Annotated in this window: 12 protein-coding genes; 10 read left to right on the forward strand and 2 right to left on the reverse strand. The window is 67.6% G+C overall.

The window, feature by feature from the left end; translation table 11 throughout:
* Window positions 1-96 precede the first annotated feature (96 nt).
* Window positions 97-444, forward strand: coding sequence for a hypothetical protein (locus OID54_RS28915; protein ID WP_329024205.1), 348 nt, complete (start codon window positions 97-99; stop codon window positions 442-444).
* A gap of 292 nt (window positions 445-736) precedes the next feature.
* Entirely contained in the window at window positions 737-3,154 is a 2,418-nt protein-coding gene (locus OID54_RS28920) for a SpoIIE family protein phosphatase (protein ID WP_329024207.1), read from the forward strand.
* 117 nt (window positions 3,155-3,271) lie between these two features.
* Here the strand turns inward: OID54_RS28920 and OID54_RS28925 are convergent, their stop codons facing one another.
* Window positions 3,272-3,784 carry a flavin reductase family protein gene (locus OID54_RS28925; RefSeq protein WP_329024209.1) on the reverse strand — a complete coding sequence of 171 codons (513 nt, stop codon included), beginning with the start codon at window positions 3,782-3,784 and terminating at the stop codon, window positions 3,272-3,274.
* 205 nt (window positions 3,785-3,989) lie between these two features.
* Here OID54_RS28925 and OID54_RS28930 point away from each other — a divergent pair, with 205 nt between their 5' ends.
* The 8 genes from OID54_RS28930 to OID54_RS28965 all read left to right on the forward strand — a co-directional run bounded on the left by OID54_RS28930 (window position 3,990) and on the right by OID54_RS28965 (window position 12,579).
* Entirely contained in the window at window positions 3,990-4,730 is a 741-nt protein-coding gene (locus OID54_RS28930; protein ID WP_329024210.1) for a GntR family transcriptional regulator, read from the forward strand.
* A 12-nt stretch (window positions 4,731-4,742) separates the two neighbouring features.
* Complete coding sequence (locus OID54_RS28935) at window positions 4,743-5,174, forward strand: GlcG/HbpS family heme-binding protein (protein WP_329024211.1); 432 nt, start codon at window positions 4,743-4,745, stop codon at window positions 5,172-5,174.
* Window positions 5,175-5,178: 4 nt separating this feature from the next.
* A complete protein-coding gene (locus OID54_RS28940) occupies window positions 5,179-6,921 on the forward strand; it encodes a CocE/NonD family hydrolase (protein WP_329024214.1) in 1,743 nt (580 codons plus the stop codon).
* Window positions 6,922-6,958: 37 nt separating this feature from the next.
* The gene (locus OID54_RS28945; protein ID WP_329024216.1) at window positions 6,959-8,056 is read left to right on the forward strand and encodes an LLM class flavin-dependent oxidoreductase; all 1,098 of its coding nucleotides are present in this window, start codon (window positions 6,959-6,961) and stop codon (window positions 8,054-8,056) included.
* A 363-nt stretch (window positions 8,057-8,419) separates the two neighbouring features.
* Window positions 8,420-9,262, forward strand: a complete 843-nt coding sequence (locus tag OID54_RS28950) for a fumarylacetoacetate hydrolase family protein (protein ID WP_329024218.1) — start codon at window positions 8,420-8,422, stop codon at window positions 9,260-9,262.
* Between the two features lie 42 nt (window positions 9,263-9,304).
* Window positions 9,305-10,231 (forward strand): VOC family protein, encoded by a 927-nt coding sequence (locus tag OID54_RS28955; protein WP_329024219.1) that lies wholly within the window; start codon window positions 9,305-9,307, stop codon window positions 10,229-10,231.
* Between the two features lie 454 nt (window positions 10,232-10,685).
* Window positions 10,686-11,447: an SDR family NAD(P)-dependent oxidoreductase gene (locus tag OID54_RS28960; protein ID WP_329024221.1), complete on the forward strand. Its 762-nt coding sequence runs from the start codon at window positions 10,686-10,688 to the stop codon at window positions 11,445-11,447.
* A gap of 217 nt (window positions 11,448-11,664) precedes the next feature.
* The gene (locus OID54_RS28965; protein WP_329024223.1) at window positions 11,665-12,579 is read left to right on the forward strand and encodes an alpha/beta hydrolase; all 915 of its coding nucleotides are present in this window, start codon (window positions 11,665-11,667) and stop codon (window positions 12,577-12,579) included.
* Between the two features lie 224 nt (window positions 12,580-12,803).
* On the opposite strand, the gene OID54_RS28970 is transcribed toward OID54_RS28965, so the two are convergent.
* Window positions 12,804-13,742 carry a LysR family transcriptional regulator gene (locus tag OID54_RS28970; RefSeq protein ID WP_329024225.1) on the reverse strand — a complete coding sequence of 313 codons (939 nt, stop codon included), beginning with the start codon at window positions 13,740-13,742 and terminating at the stop codon, window positions 12,804-12,806.
* Window positions 13,743-13,772: the final 30 nt, after the last annotated feature.

The following is a 13,772-nucleotide window of genomic DNA, read 5'->3' on the forward strand; positions in this document are numbered from 1 at the left end:
GGACGGTATGCGCCGGCGCGCGGACACCGGAGCGGCGCCATACCCTGCCGACATAAGCCGCAAAATGCCCCATCATCATGAAGAGAGGCCCTGGTCATGAGCCATGTCGTGGAGATCACGAGAGTTGCCGTCAAACCCGGGGAGGAAGACGCCCTGCTGGCCGACCGTCCGGCGATGGTGAAGGCGTTCGCCCGCGACCGTTCCGGCTTCCGGGGCGCGTACCTCGCCCGGCTCGACGGCGGCGACTGGCTGGACCTCGTCCTGTGGAACAGCCCCGAAGACGCCGACGCCTCCCATGAGAAGGGCCCCAACCTTCCCGAGATCGGCGCGTTCTTCAGTCATATCGCCGAACTGAAGAGCATGGAACACGCAACCGTCGTCCACGTCCCCGGCGTCGAGCACCTCGAACCCGGCCAGGCCCCCGGCATCGGGTCCGACGACTGAAGTCGGGTAGGGAGCTGGACCCCGTGCCGCCCTGTGGCACGGCAGGCGATGAGGTGGTCGAGAAACATCAGCCCGTTGCTGCTTCCGCAGGGGCGACCCACCGCCGCACCGGCCAGCCACTCATGTCCGTCGAGGCAGCGGACACAGTGCGGGGCGATGCTCACCGGTCGCCCCGCTCGGGACGAGAACACGCCGTACGGTCCGTATAGGTGGAGGCGTTCCGGCTGCGCTGGCTGACGCGCCCGGTCACGCAGTGCGTGGCATGGTCGCCCCACAGTTGAAATGGGCAGACATGACCCAAGACGAGCATTCCGAGAGCACGCCCGAGCGTCCTGGCCCGCCGTACGTCGCGGTCGTCACCGCCGATGAACGGGACATCGTCACGGGGTGGGACGAGGGCGCGCGACTGCTGCTCGGGCACCTGCCAGGCGAGGCCCTGGGACGGGCCGTTTCGGATCTGTTGGGAGACCAGGTCGCCGATGCGGCCGAGGCCGGGCTCCGTGAGGGCAACTCCTGGAGTGGGACAGCTGAGCTGCTCCACCGCGACGGTACGGTCCTGAAGATCCTGGTGCGCGCCATGCGTGAGGTGAGCGGCCCGCAGAGAACCCATTGGCTGCTGACACCCGTAGGGAAGGAGCGTCGCCCCGGCGGGCTGCCTCACGAGGACCGCACGGTCGCCGAGTGGGCGTTCATCCAGTCTCCTTGCGTGGGGGTGGTCTTCGACAGTGATCTGTTGGCGGTGCGCGCCAATACCGGTCTGGAGAGCGCGGCAGCCCTCACCGAGGACCAGGTCCGAGGTCTGCGCCCCTACCAGGTGGTGTTGGCTCCCGGCGCGGTGGAGATCGAGCGTGCCATGCGAGAAGTCCTCGAATCGGGCGAGAGGCGGGACATCGAGACGTATGTGAGGGTGCCGGGTGAGAGCCGCGAGCACGCCTGGTCGATGTCGCTCGCACCGATGAGAGATCCGGCGGGAGTAGTGCGCGGTGTCTGCCTGACCGCCCACGACAGGACCGAGCACCACCGGGCCCGCCAGCGACTGCTGCTGGTCAATGAGGCCGGCAATCGGATCGGCAGCACCCTCGACATCACCCGTACCGCGCAGGAACTGGCCGATGTGGCCGTGCCCGCGTTCGCCGACTATGCGGCCGTGGATCTGCTGGCCTTCATCCAGCACGGCGACGAACCGCAGTCCGACCCGCTGACCGGGCCGGTCACCCTGCACCAGGCCGCCTCCCGGGCCGCCGACACCATTCCGGAGGCCGTCACCGTCGCGAACGAGTACATCACCGGCGCCGGACCGTCGCCGATCACCGAGTGTCTGACCAGCGGCCGGACGGGAGTGTTCGGCACGGATGACGCCGCGTACGCCCGCTGGAACGCCCAGAGCCCCGAGTGGGTCGCCCGGGTCCGTCCCATCGGAGCGCATTCGGTGATGGTTGTGCCGCTCCGTGCCCGCGGGGTCACCCTGGGGATCGCGATCTTCGCCCGGCGAGGGCAGCCCGAGCCCTTCGCCCCCGACGATGTCCTCCTCGCAGAGGAGATCACCGCCCGGGCGGCGGTGTGCATCGACAACGCCCGCCGTTATGCCCACGAACGCCGCACCGCCGTGACGCTCCAGCGCAGTCTGCTGCCGCGCTCACTACCCGACCAAGCGGCGCTTGAGGTCGCTGCCCGGTATCTGCCCGCAGGGGGACGGGCCGGGGTGGGCGGCGACTGGTTCGATGTGATCCCGCTCTCCGGGGCACGGGTGGCACTGGTGGCCGGTGATGTCGTCGGCCACGGCATCCAGGCCGCCGCCACCATGGGCCGCCTGCGCAGCGCAGTGCGCACACTGGCTGACATCGATCTGCCGCCCGACGAACTGCTCACGCATTTCGACGATGTGGTGCTCCGGCTCGCCGCAGAGGTCGGCACGGAACGGGGCGTCGAACACGGGGATGTCGGTGCCACCTGCCTCTACGCCGTCTACGACCCGGTATCACTCCGCTGCTCCCTGGCCAGCGCCGGTCATCCCCCACCCGTCGTGGTCTATCCGGACGGCACCGCCGAGATCCTCGACATGCCGGTCGGACCGCCTCTGGGCCTGGGCGGTCTGCCCTTCGAGACCGCCGAGGTCACCTTGCCGGAGGGGAGCATCCTCGCGCTGTACACCGACGGGCTGATCGAGGCTCGGGGCCGCGACCTCGATGTCGGACTCGACGCCCTGCGCCGGATGCTCACCCAGTCCGCTCGCTCGCTGGAGGACCTCTGTGACGGAGTCATCGCGGAGCTGCTGCCCACCTCGCCCGAGGACGACATGGTGCTGCTCGCCGCCCGCACCCGTTCCCTCGGCGAGCGTCAGGTGGCCACCTGGGAGCTGGAGGCCGACCCGGCCATGGTCGCACGGGCCCGGGCGGAGGTCTCGGACCTGCTGTCCGCCTGGGGCCTGGAGGAGTTGGGCTTCACTGCCGAGCTGGTGGTCAGCGAGCTAGTCACCAACGCGATCCGTTACGGGAACCCGCCGATCCAGCTTCGACTGATCCGTGACCGCCAGCTGATCTGTGAAGTGTCGGACGCCAGCAACACCTCTCCCCATCTGCGGCGCGCCCGGGTCTACGACGAAGGCGGCCGGGGGCTGCTGCTCGTCGCTCAGCTCACCCAGCGCTGGGGCACCCGCTACACCTCTGACGGCAAGACCATCTGGGCCGACATTTCCCTGGACACCGCCTGACCACAACACCTGGCTGCCGCTTTTCCCGGGCGAGCTGTGGGTCGCCGCCCTGTCCGGTTGGTCGGCCGGATACGGCCGTGCGGATTCCGCTGCTGGGTGTCGCCAGCGTGAGGTGCTTCAGACGCGCGCTGTGGCAGCCCCGGTTTCCGCGTGCTCCTCGGTGATCGGGCCGCAGGTCAGGAAGGTTCGGTCGTGGTAGACCAGCGGTGGCCGGCGGTTGTATTCCACGTGCTCGACGAGGCCGAGGACGATCACATGGTCGCCGCCGTCCAGGTAGCTCTCCGCGGTGCAGACCAGCCAGCCGGCGGTGTCCGGCAGCCGGGGGACGCCTTGGTCAGAGGTCCAGGAGAGGTCCGCGAACTTGTCGGGCCCCTTGCGGGCGAACCTGGTGGCTATGGCCTGCTGGTCGCTCGCCAGCAGGTTGACTCCGAAGTGGTTCGTCGCCCGCAGCATGGCGAGCAGGTCCGAGCCGCGATCCAGTGCGATGGAGACCATCGGGGGGTCGAGGGACAGCGAGCTGAAGGCGCTGATGGTGGTGCCGTGGGCCCGGTCGTCCGCGGTGGCGGTCACGACCACGACAGGGGCCGCGACCCAGGACATCGCCGTTCGGAACTCAGCTGAGTCGATCATGGGGACTCCTCCTGCATCAGGACGCACACCGTCGAGGGAAACAGCGGTCGCGCCGATTTCTGTCGACAGAATGAGCTGGAGGGCGGTGTTAACGCAAGGGCAATCTGTGCAAAATCTGCCGATGGTTTCCTCTTGACGGTTTGGGCTTCTGTCGACAGTCTTCGGTTTAGACGTTGTCGTCCAATCGATCGGGGTGCCGGATTCCATGGCTGACCGAGTAGTGCAGTCAGCGATCGTCGAGGCGGGGCCGGTGAGCGGCAAGGCCGCTGTGGAACTGGTCCACGATCTGCTGCGCAAGCAGATCCTGGAGGGCCAGCTCGCACCTGGAGTGGTGGTGTCGCAGGCTCAGTTGGCGCGTGATCTCGGAGTCAGCAGGTCTCCCGTGCGGGAGGCGTGCCGGCTGCTGGAAAGCGAGGGTCTGGTCGACGCCCGGCACAACCACCGGGTTCAGGTGGCCGACTTCTCGCTGGAGGACCTGGAGGAGATCTACGCCTCCCGGTTGGTCCTGGAGACACTGGCCGTCAGCCTGAAGCTGCCGAGGCTCTCACGAGACGACCTCACCGCAATGGACGAGGCGCTCGGAGGCATGCGGGTCAGCGCCGCCGAACGGGACTACGACCGATTCACGGTCCCGCACACCCGGTTCCACACCTTCCTGGTCACCGACTTCGGCTACCGGATGTCCCGGCAGATCGGACAGTTGATCGACCACGCCCAACGCTACCGGCGGGTCTACACCACCCAGACACCGATGGCGTGGGACGTGGTTCTGCGGCAGGACGCCCGGATTCTCGAAGCGATCCGCACCGGCGACTTCACCGCGGCCACCGAGGAACTGGCCCGACACCTGGCCTCGACGGCACTGGCCATGATCGCCCTGATCGACCCGTCATACGACCCCCTGCTGGTGCGAGCCGCACTGAAGCAGGTGTGCAGAGATACATGAGAGGTGCAGCGAATGGACAGCACAGTCACTTACGACCGCCCGACCGTCTCCTATGAGACGGCGAGCCGGCTGGTGGCGGCCGGGGTACGCGCCGCCGAACGACTCGGTGTGCGGGCGAGCATCGTCGTTACGGACACCGCCGGTGAACCGGTCGCGACCGCGCGTACCGACAATGCGGGGATGCTCAGCCTGACCGTGGCCTCGGACAAGGCATGGACAGCGGCCAACGCGGGCGCCCCCACCGAAGGCGTCCACGCGTTCGTCGCCTCCGACCCCGCCGCCCTACTTAGCATGCCGTCGGTGCCCCGGTTCACCCTCGTAGCCGGCGGCATCCCGCTGATCAGCGACGGCCGGCCGGTCGGAGCGATCGGTGTCAGCGGAGGTAGCAGCGCCCTGGACGCGCAGATCGCCCAGGAGGCGCTCACCGAGATCGGCGGGCTGTAAGACCATGTACGGCACAACCTGGCGAACATCGCCCCGCGAGTTCGGCGTCATCGTCGAACGACATGTGCGCATCCCGGTCGCGGACGGCGTCGAGTTGGAAGCGGACATCTACCGCCCCGACGCCGAGGGCACTTTCCCCGCCGTTCTGGGCATCCACGCCTACGACAGCGCGATGCAGTCCATCCCCTCCCGTCCGCAGGCCATGACCGGCCCGAATGCCTCGGCCGAGGCGGGAGATCCCTACTTCTACGCTCGCCGCGGCTATGTCCATGCGATCGTCAACGCCCGGGGTACGGGTGCGTCCGGTGGTTCGTACTCCCACTACGGTCCGCAGGACGTCGACGACGGTGTCGCGGTCATCGAGTGGCTGGCCCGGCAGGAGTGGTGCACCGGCGGTGTCGGAATGTTCGGCGTCTCCTACTTCTCCGTCGTGGCGAAGCAGATAGCCGCGCGCAACCCCCCGGCCCTCAAAGCGGTGTTCGCGCCCTTCGGTTACACCGACTTCTACCGGGACAAGTTCTACCACGGTGGAATTCTCGCCCGTACCTTCCTCACCTCATGGAGTCGGCACCTGGCCGGAGTGCGGGTGACCGGCTGGAGCAGGACCAACCTGGGCGAGGAGGAGTACGAACGGCGACTGACCGAGCTGCGGCAGGACGCGGACATCACGGCGGTCCCCGTACTCGCCGCGGCTCTCGCCGAGCCGGAGTCCGGGCCCAACCCGCTGATCGTCGACGTCCTGATGAACCCACTGGACGGCCCCTACTGGCACGAACGCAATCCCGACCTCGAAGCCATCGAGGTGCCGATCGTGCTGGGCGCCTGTTGGGGCATGTACGGACTGCACCTGCCCGGTGAGTTCCGTGCCTGGGACCGCGTCAGTGCACCGAAGAAGCTCATCGTGGGGCCGCCCATCTATCTGGACCGGCCGGTCTACCAGTACGCCGAGCAGTCCTTGCGCTGGTTCGACCACTGGCTCAAGGACAACGACACCGGCTATCTGGACGAACCCCCCGTCCAACTCTTCCTCCCCGGTGGCGACGGCTCCTGGCTGGACTCCGAAACCTGGCCGCTGCCCGAGACCCGCTGGCACTCGTTCTTCCTGCACGCCGACGGCCTGCTCTCCGAGCATGAATTCTGGCCGTACGAGGGAGCCACCAGCTACCAGGACAACCTCTTCAACGAACGCGGCGGCATCGCTTTCACCACACCGCCCCTCGTCGAGCGGACCGAAGTGGTCGGACCGGCCACCTTGACCCTCTACGCGGCCACCACCGACGACGAACTTCTCCTCTTCGTCAGCCTCTGGGTGGTCGACCCCGATGACTCTCGTCGACCGCTGACCCGGGGCTGGCTGCGCGGCAGCCTCCGCGAGGTCGACGAAGCAGCCTCCACCCCCTGGCTGCGCGAACACACCTACACGGCGAGTAAACCCATCATCCCGGGCGAGGTGCACCGCTACGAAGTGACCCTCGCACCCACCGCGTACGCCTTCACCCCCGGCCAGCGCATCCAGGTACAGGTCAGTTCCTCCGATACCGAGGAGGAGGGCACCTTCCTGGACCTGATCGCACAAGGCCATCTGCTCCGCCAGGAACCCTCGTGGGTCAGTGTGCTCCATGACTCCGACCACCCCTCGGAGTTGGCCCTTCCCATCGTCAACGGCAACCGCATCGGCACCTATCTCTCCGGGGGCGTCCCAACGCCCTCTCCCGCCGGGAAAGCGTCCGGCCGGGACGGTTGGTGACCGACGGTCCAGCAGTACCCACCCTCAAGGAGTAACCATGATCACGCCGTGGCTCTTCGACATCTTCAACTACCCGTGGTCCACCGACGCCCGCAAGTTCGACACCGAGGGCTGTCAGGACCTGTACGACTGGCACTTCGACTCCTGGGTCCTCGCTGAGGAAGCCGGCTTCGAAGGCATCTTCTTCAGCGAGCACCACTACACCCCTTACAGCGTTTCCCCCTCGCCGAACCTGCTCGTCGCCGCCCTCGCCAAGCGCACCAGCAGAATGCGGCTCGGTGTGATGGCCAACATCGTCCCGATGCACAACCCTCGCCGGCTGGCGGAGGAGTTCGCGATGCTGGACTACCTCACCAACGGTCGCCTCGAAGTCGGCCTCGGCAGAGGCATCGACGAACGGGAGTACGCCCGTGAGGGCATCCCGATGGAGGAGACCCGACCCCGCTTCGAAGAGGGCCTCAAACTCATCGAGAAGATGACGGCCGACGCGGTCTTCACCCACTCCGGCAAGTACGCCGACTTCCAGCAGACCTCGATGTGGCCCCAGGCCCTGCCCGGCCGGTCCGCGCCGTGGATCACCGCGACCAGCCCGGCAACCGTCGCCTGGTGCGCCGAGAACGGCTACCGGATCTCCACCGCCTTCCAGCCCACCACCAAGCTGCGCCAGGCCCACGACACCTACCGGGCCGCTGCGAAGAAGGCCGGAAACCCCTCCGGCTCCGACACGGTCATGGCACTGCGCAATGTCTTCGTCGCCGACACCGACGAGGAAGCACGCGCCATCGCCGAACCGGCGCTCAACCACATGTTCGGCCTGTTCAAGGAATCGGTCGTCTTCAGCGACCTGGACAACATCCCCGAGGGCTACTCCTCCGAGTTCTACGAGTCCTTCTTCCGCCCCTTCGCGGGATCGGGTCCTGTCGACTGGCAGACCCTCGTCGACCTCGGAATCTTCATCGTCGGCTCACCCTCCACCGTCCGTGAATCCCTGATCAAGCAGGCTCACGAACTCGGCACCTCGAACATCCTGATGTGGGGATCGTTCGGAACGCTCACCAAGGAGCAGACCCTCCACTCCTACAACCTCCTCGGCCAGGAAGTCATCCCCGCCCTGCGCGACGAGACCGTGGCCTGACCACACAACGCAACACGCAACAACACGCTGCACAACAGCACAACAGCACAACAGCACAACAGCACAACGACCCCAACGCGCCCTGAGGCCCACGGCCTCACTCGCGTGAGAAGTCCAGTCCCGAGTGTTCGCCCCCGCGCACCACAGACTCCGCGGGGAGCACATCGAGCGCGCCTCAGCGGCTCGCCCAACGGCGCTCTTGGCCGTGGCCGACCACTCGGCATCGCAACCGATCACGTCATCGGACGGACCATCGGACTTCCCGTTTCCTCGCCCCAGCCCGCGCAGCCATCCAGCTGACCGCGCAGCCCGCTGCCTTGCTGCGCGGGCCGGGGCCCGTACTCCCTCTTTGAGGAGCCACTCATGCGCATCGCCAACCTCTCCGGTCGGCTCGTCCTGATCGCCTACGGCCGGGCGGTCGACGTCGAGAAGGCCAGCGACGGCCTCTTCCCCTCCGAGCCGCAAGCCATCTACGAACGGTGGGAGGACTTCCGCGCGTGGGCCGCCACCGCGGATCTGCCCCCTGGCGAACCTTTCCAGCCCACCGACCTCGGCTCGCCGGCGCCCGCCCCCCGGCAGACCCTGGCCATCGGTCTGAACTACCGCAGCCACGCCGCCGAGGCAGGCTTCGCCGCGCCGGAGGGCCTGCCGCCGGTCTTCACCAAGTACGCCACCAGCATCACCGGCCCGGTCACCACGGTCGCCCTCCCACCCGGAGGCCACACCGACTGGGAGGTCGAACTCGTCGTCGTCATCGGCTCCCGCGCCGAAGACGTCTCACCGGCAGCGGCCTGGGGCCATGTCGCGGGACTGACGGTCGGCCAGGACATCTCCGAACGCATCACCCAGATGACCGGCCAGGTGCCGCAGTTCAGCCTCGGCAAGTCCTACCCCGGCTTCGGCCCCGTCGGACCCTGGCTCGTCACCCCCGACGAGTTCGACGACCCCGACGACCTCCAACTGCGCTGCACGATCAACGGTGAAGAAGTCCAGCACGGATACACCCGCGACATGCTCCTGTCCGTGTCCGACCTGATCGCCACCCTCTCCGCGATCCTGCCCCTGGAACCCGGCGACATCATCTTCACCGGCACACCCGCGGGCGTCGGCCTCGGCCGCAACCCCCAGCGCTGGCTCGCCCCAGGAGACGAACTCGTCAGCACCATCGACGGCATCGGTGAACTCCGCCAGACCTTCACCAGCTAGCCCTCTTCGCCTCCCTCACAACGCACTGCCCAGGAGCTCCCTATGGCACTGCACCGCCTGACCTCCGTCACCATGGGGGTCCCCAACGTCGCCGATACTGCCGCCTACTACACCGAGTTCGGCCTCACCCCCGACACCGACGGTTGGTTCACCACCCGCGACGCCGGCCGCCAGCTCCGCATCGTGCCCGCCGTGACCCGCCGTCTCGTCGAGATCCGCATCGGAGCCGACACCCCCGACGACCTCGCCGTCGCCGCCGCACGGCTGCGGCGCATGGACATCGCCTGTCAGCTCTCCACCAGCACCCTGATCGCGTACGACAACGCCACCGGCGTACGAGCCGTGCTGGAAGTGACACCACGCCTGCACCAGGCACCCGTACCGCCCACCCCGTACAACGGCCCAGGCCGCACCGAACGCACCGGGGCCCGCGCCCCCGGACTCGTACACACCGACAGGGTCCGGCCCCGCAAACTCGGCCACGCTGTCATCGGCACCACCGACCTCGAAACCACCACCAACTTCTTCCATGACGGTCTCGGCTTCAAAGCCTCCGACTACATCAAGGGCCACGGCGCCTTCCTCCGGTGCTCCTCCGACCACCACAACATCCTGGTCCTCGCCGCCCCGGTCAGCTATCTCCACCACACCTCCTGGCAGGTCGACGACATCGACGACATCGGGCGGGGCGCGGCCACCATGCTCGAAGGCCACCCCGAGCGGCATATCTGGGGTCTGGGACGGCATCACGCGGGCTCCAACTTCTTCTGGTACCTCAAGGACCCGGCGGGCAACTTCAGCGAGTACTACTCGGACATGGACTCCATCGTCGAGGACGAGCTGTGGACCCCCGAAGTCCTCGAAGGCGCCAAAGGGCTCTTCAACTGGGGGCCCCCACCCCCACCCTCCTTCCTCGCACCCGACGACCTTGCCGCCCTCATGACCGGCGCCCACAGCCCGAGCAACTGAGGGAACCGCGCGCACCCGCCGCATCGACAGCTCCAAGCGACATGGCCTTGGGGCGATTAATTGTGCGAACAGGTAAATATGGGGATCGTCACCGCCGAATACCGGCATGTCTGCCCGGAACTCATGATGCGCGGGCCTCAAGGGGCCGCCCTTTTTCTTGATCGTCCAACGGCTGGCCGCCGTATCCGCAGGAAGAGAGCGATATCGCCATCGCTTGCCCGTAGTCACCGCCCGGTCCTGCGCGGTCACCTTCCGGCGCTGCCTGAACATCAAGGGAATTTTCCAGTTCGGACAGGGATTATGGTCGATATGGAACGAGGCGGAGGCGTATGGGCGGTGTGGCGGCCACGGAGTGTCACTCGGGCCCGCGCGGCCCGGCGCCGGCCGGATGGAACGCGGTAGGCGCTGATCCCCTCCCTCATCGATCTTCCACAGAACACAGGAGCACAGAACCATGGACATCAAGAACCGAGTGGTCATCGTGACCGGCGGGGGCAGCGGAATCGGTGCGGAGACCTCGCGGCTGCTCGCCGAGCGGGGCGCGAAGATCGTCGTCACGGACATCAGCGAGACGGGTGAGGAGATCACCAAGAGCATCCGCCAGGCGGGTGGAGAAGCCACCTTCATCCGGGCGGACATCAGTGTGGCCGAAGAGGCCGAGGCCCTGGTGGCCAAGACTCTTGAGCACTACGGCAGGCTTGACGGCGCTTTCAACAACGCCGGTGTCGAGCAGGCCGCCACCCCCCTCCACGAGCTCACCCCCGCGCAGTGGGACCGGGCCATCCGCGTCGATCTGACCGGGGTCTTCTACTCCCTGAAGTACCAGATCGCTGCCATGCTGGAGTCCGGTACCCGCGGCTCGATCGTCAACACCGCCTCCTCGCTCGGCCAGGTCGCCATACCCAACGCCAGCGAGTACGTCGCCGCCAAGCACGGTGTCATCGGCCTCACCCGAGCCGCCGCAGCGGACTACGGCCAGCACGGCATCCGTATCAACGCCGTACTGCCCGGCATTGTGCAGACTCCCCTGATCGCCCGGCTCTCCGAAGACCCCACGTTCTCCGGAATGTTCGACGCCCTGCGCCAGCGGCACCTACTCGGCCGATTCGCCAAGGCCAACGAGATCGGCGAAGCCGTCCACTGGCTCCTGTCCGACAGTTCGGAGTTCGTCACCGGCGCGGCCATACCCGTCGACGGTGGGTACCTCGCCGTCTGACCACCGGTACGGGCCGTCCATCCGTAGGCACCTCACCTCACTGCACCGGAACACGGCCGAGTCGGACGGCCCACCAGCAGCTTCGACGCAACAGGGGGGCCAACTCCGGCCTGCGTGGGTTCAGGTCGCCACGCACGGCCCCTTCCGCCCTGCGGGCGACCTGTTCACAACACCGCTCGGCGCAACTGGCGAATCTCAGCTTCGGAAAGGTTGTCACATGGTAAGCAAAAGCGCGCAGGCCCTCTTGGACCTCGCAGTCGACGCAGCGCCGCTGGACACGCAGTCGGTGGAGCAGAACCGTGCCGGCGCAGCTCAGATAGTAGGGCTGACCGGGGAAGCGACACCCGTCCACGAGGTGTTCGACACCCACGTGGCCGGCGTGCCCGTGCGCGTCTACCGGCCGACGGAGAATCCCAGCTCTCCCGTGGTCGCCTTCTTCCACGGAGGCGGCTGGGTGGTCGGTGATCTGGACCTCGCCGACACCACGGCCCGCGATCTGGCCGTGTTCTCCCAGGCGGTTGTGGTCTCGGTCGACTACCGGCTCGCCCCGGAACATCCGTTCCCGGCCGCTTTCGATGACGCAGTCGGCGTGACGCGCGCGCTGCTCGATGGGACTTCCGGCCTCGACATCGATCCGGAGCGGGTGGCTGTCGCGGGTGACAGCGCAGGCGGGAATCTGGCCGCCGTCACCGCACTCGCCCTGCGGCAGCACCCCCGGGCACTGCGTCACCAGGCCCTCATCTACCCCGTCACGCAAGCTTCCGTCGGTGCCACCGAGAGTTACCGGAAGTACGGAGAAGGTTTCCTCCTGCAAGCACGGGACATGCAATGGTCCTTCGACCAGTACGCCCCCGGCGCGGATCCCACCGACCCCCGGCTGGCACCACTGGCAGTACCGGATCTCCGTGGCGCCCCGGCCACCACCATGATCCTCGCCGAGTACGACCCCCTGCACGACGAGGGAGCCGACTACGCCCAACGGCTGCGCGAGGCCGGAGTCCCCGTTGACGTTCACGAGTTTCCCGGTCAGATCCACATCTTTGTCTACTACGCGGGCCTGATCCCCGAAGCCGTCGAGGCCCGCCGGAAGGTCGGACAGGCCCTCGGCGCCGCACTGGGCACCCTCGCGTGACCACTGGCCCGTCAGCCGTCGCCCCGTAGACCTCCACCGGACCGGACCCTTGGGGTCAGTGCCCACCGGTTCTCTCAGGCTGGGAAGGTCGCGAGGGGACGCGTTCCGAAAGGGGCGGTGGAGCGGGCGGGCGCTGACGTCGTGTGGTGCGTCAGTCGGATGTGTACCTCTTCCGTGGCCACGGCGGGGGAGCGGATGGCGGCCGGTAGGTGGGACAGTCGCGGTCAGGCCCGGTCGCGGTCAGGTAGCCACCAGTCCTCGGCCGGGGCTGTCAGCCAGTCGTTCTCGGTCGCGATCTGGTGGATGGTGGCGAGGGCGTGCCTGAGTGTGGCCGTGGCGCGTTCCGAGCGCCAGATCACCGAATAGGGGAACAGGGGGATGGGCGCCACCACCGGTCTGACCACGAGCGAGTCGGGTACGAGTGCCTCCAGCGGCCCGAACGTGGGTGCTTGGTAGTTCAGAACAGCGGTGTTGGCCGCCTGCCTGCCGTGGCCGTGCAGCCGCCAACCGATCTCCAGGCCGAAGCTCGCGGCCAACTCCTCGTTCCAGTCCCGCCACTCCGCGGCCTCCACCGGCGTGTGCAGGAGGAGCGGGTAGGCGGCCAGTGCCTCCATGGCCACCTTCGGATGCGCGGCGAGCGGATGGCCGGCAGGCAGGACGACTCCCAGGGGTGCCCAGCGCACCAGTTGGTGGCTCAGCGTGGCAGGCAGCGGCTCGGCCGTCCCGTGGACCCGGCCGAACGCCAGGTCCACCTGACCTCCGGTGACCGCTGAAACGGTGGCCGAGAGCCCCTGGCCCTGGACGAACTCCAGTGTCACGTCGGGCATGCGCGGACGCATCTCCTGGACGAGGGTCCCGGTGGTGAGGCCCTCCGTGATCACGTCCAGCCGGAGGAAGGCGGAATTCCGCTGTATTTCAGCCACGAGGTCGTCAGCCTGGGCGAGCAGCTCCCGACCCCGGCGCACGAAGAGTTCTCCCTTGGCAGTGAGGGCGACATGACGCTTGTCGCGGACGAACAGTGTGACGCCCAGCCGGGTCTCCAGACTGTTGATCTGTGCGGAGAGTGTTTGTTGGGCAATGTGGAGTCGGTCGGCGGCACGGGCGAAGTGCAGCTCTTCGGCGAGGACGACGGCGTAGCGCACCAGTCGTAGGTCCAGGTTCACAGGGTGTTAACAGTAAATGGCTGTTAATCG

It is taken from the genome of Streptomyces sp. NBC_00690 (assembly GCF_036226685.1).
Taxonomy (GTDB): domain Bacteria; phylum Actinomycetota; class Actinomycetes; order Streptomycetales; family Streptomycetaceae; genus Streptomyces.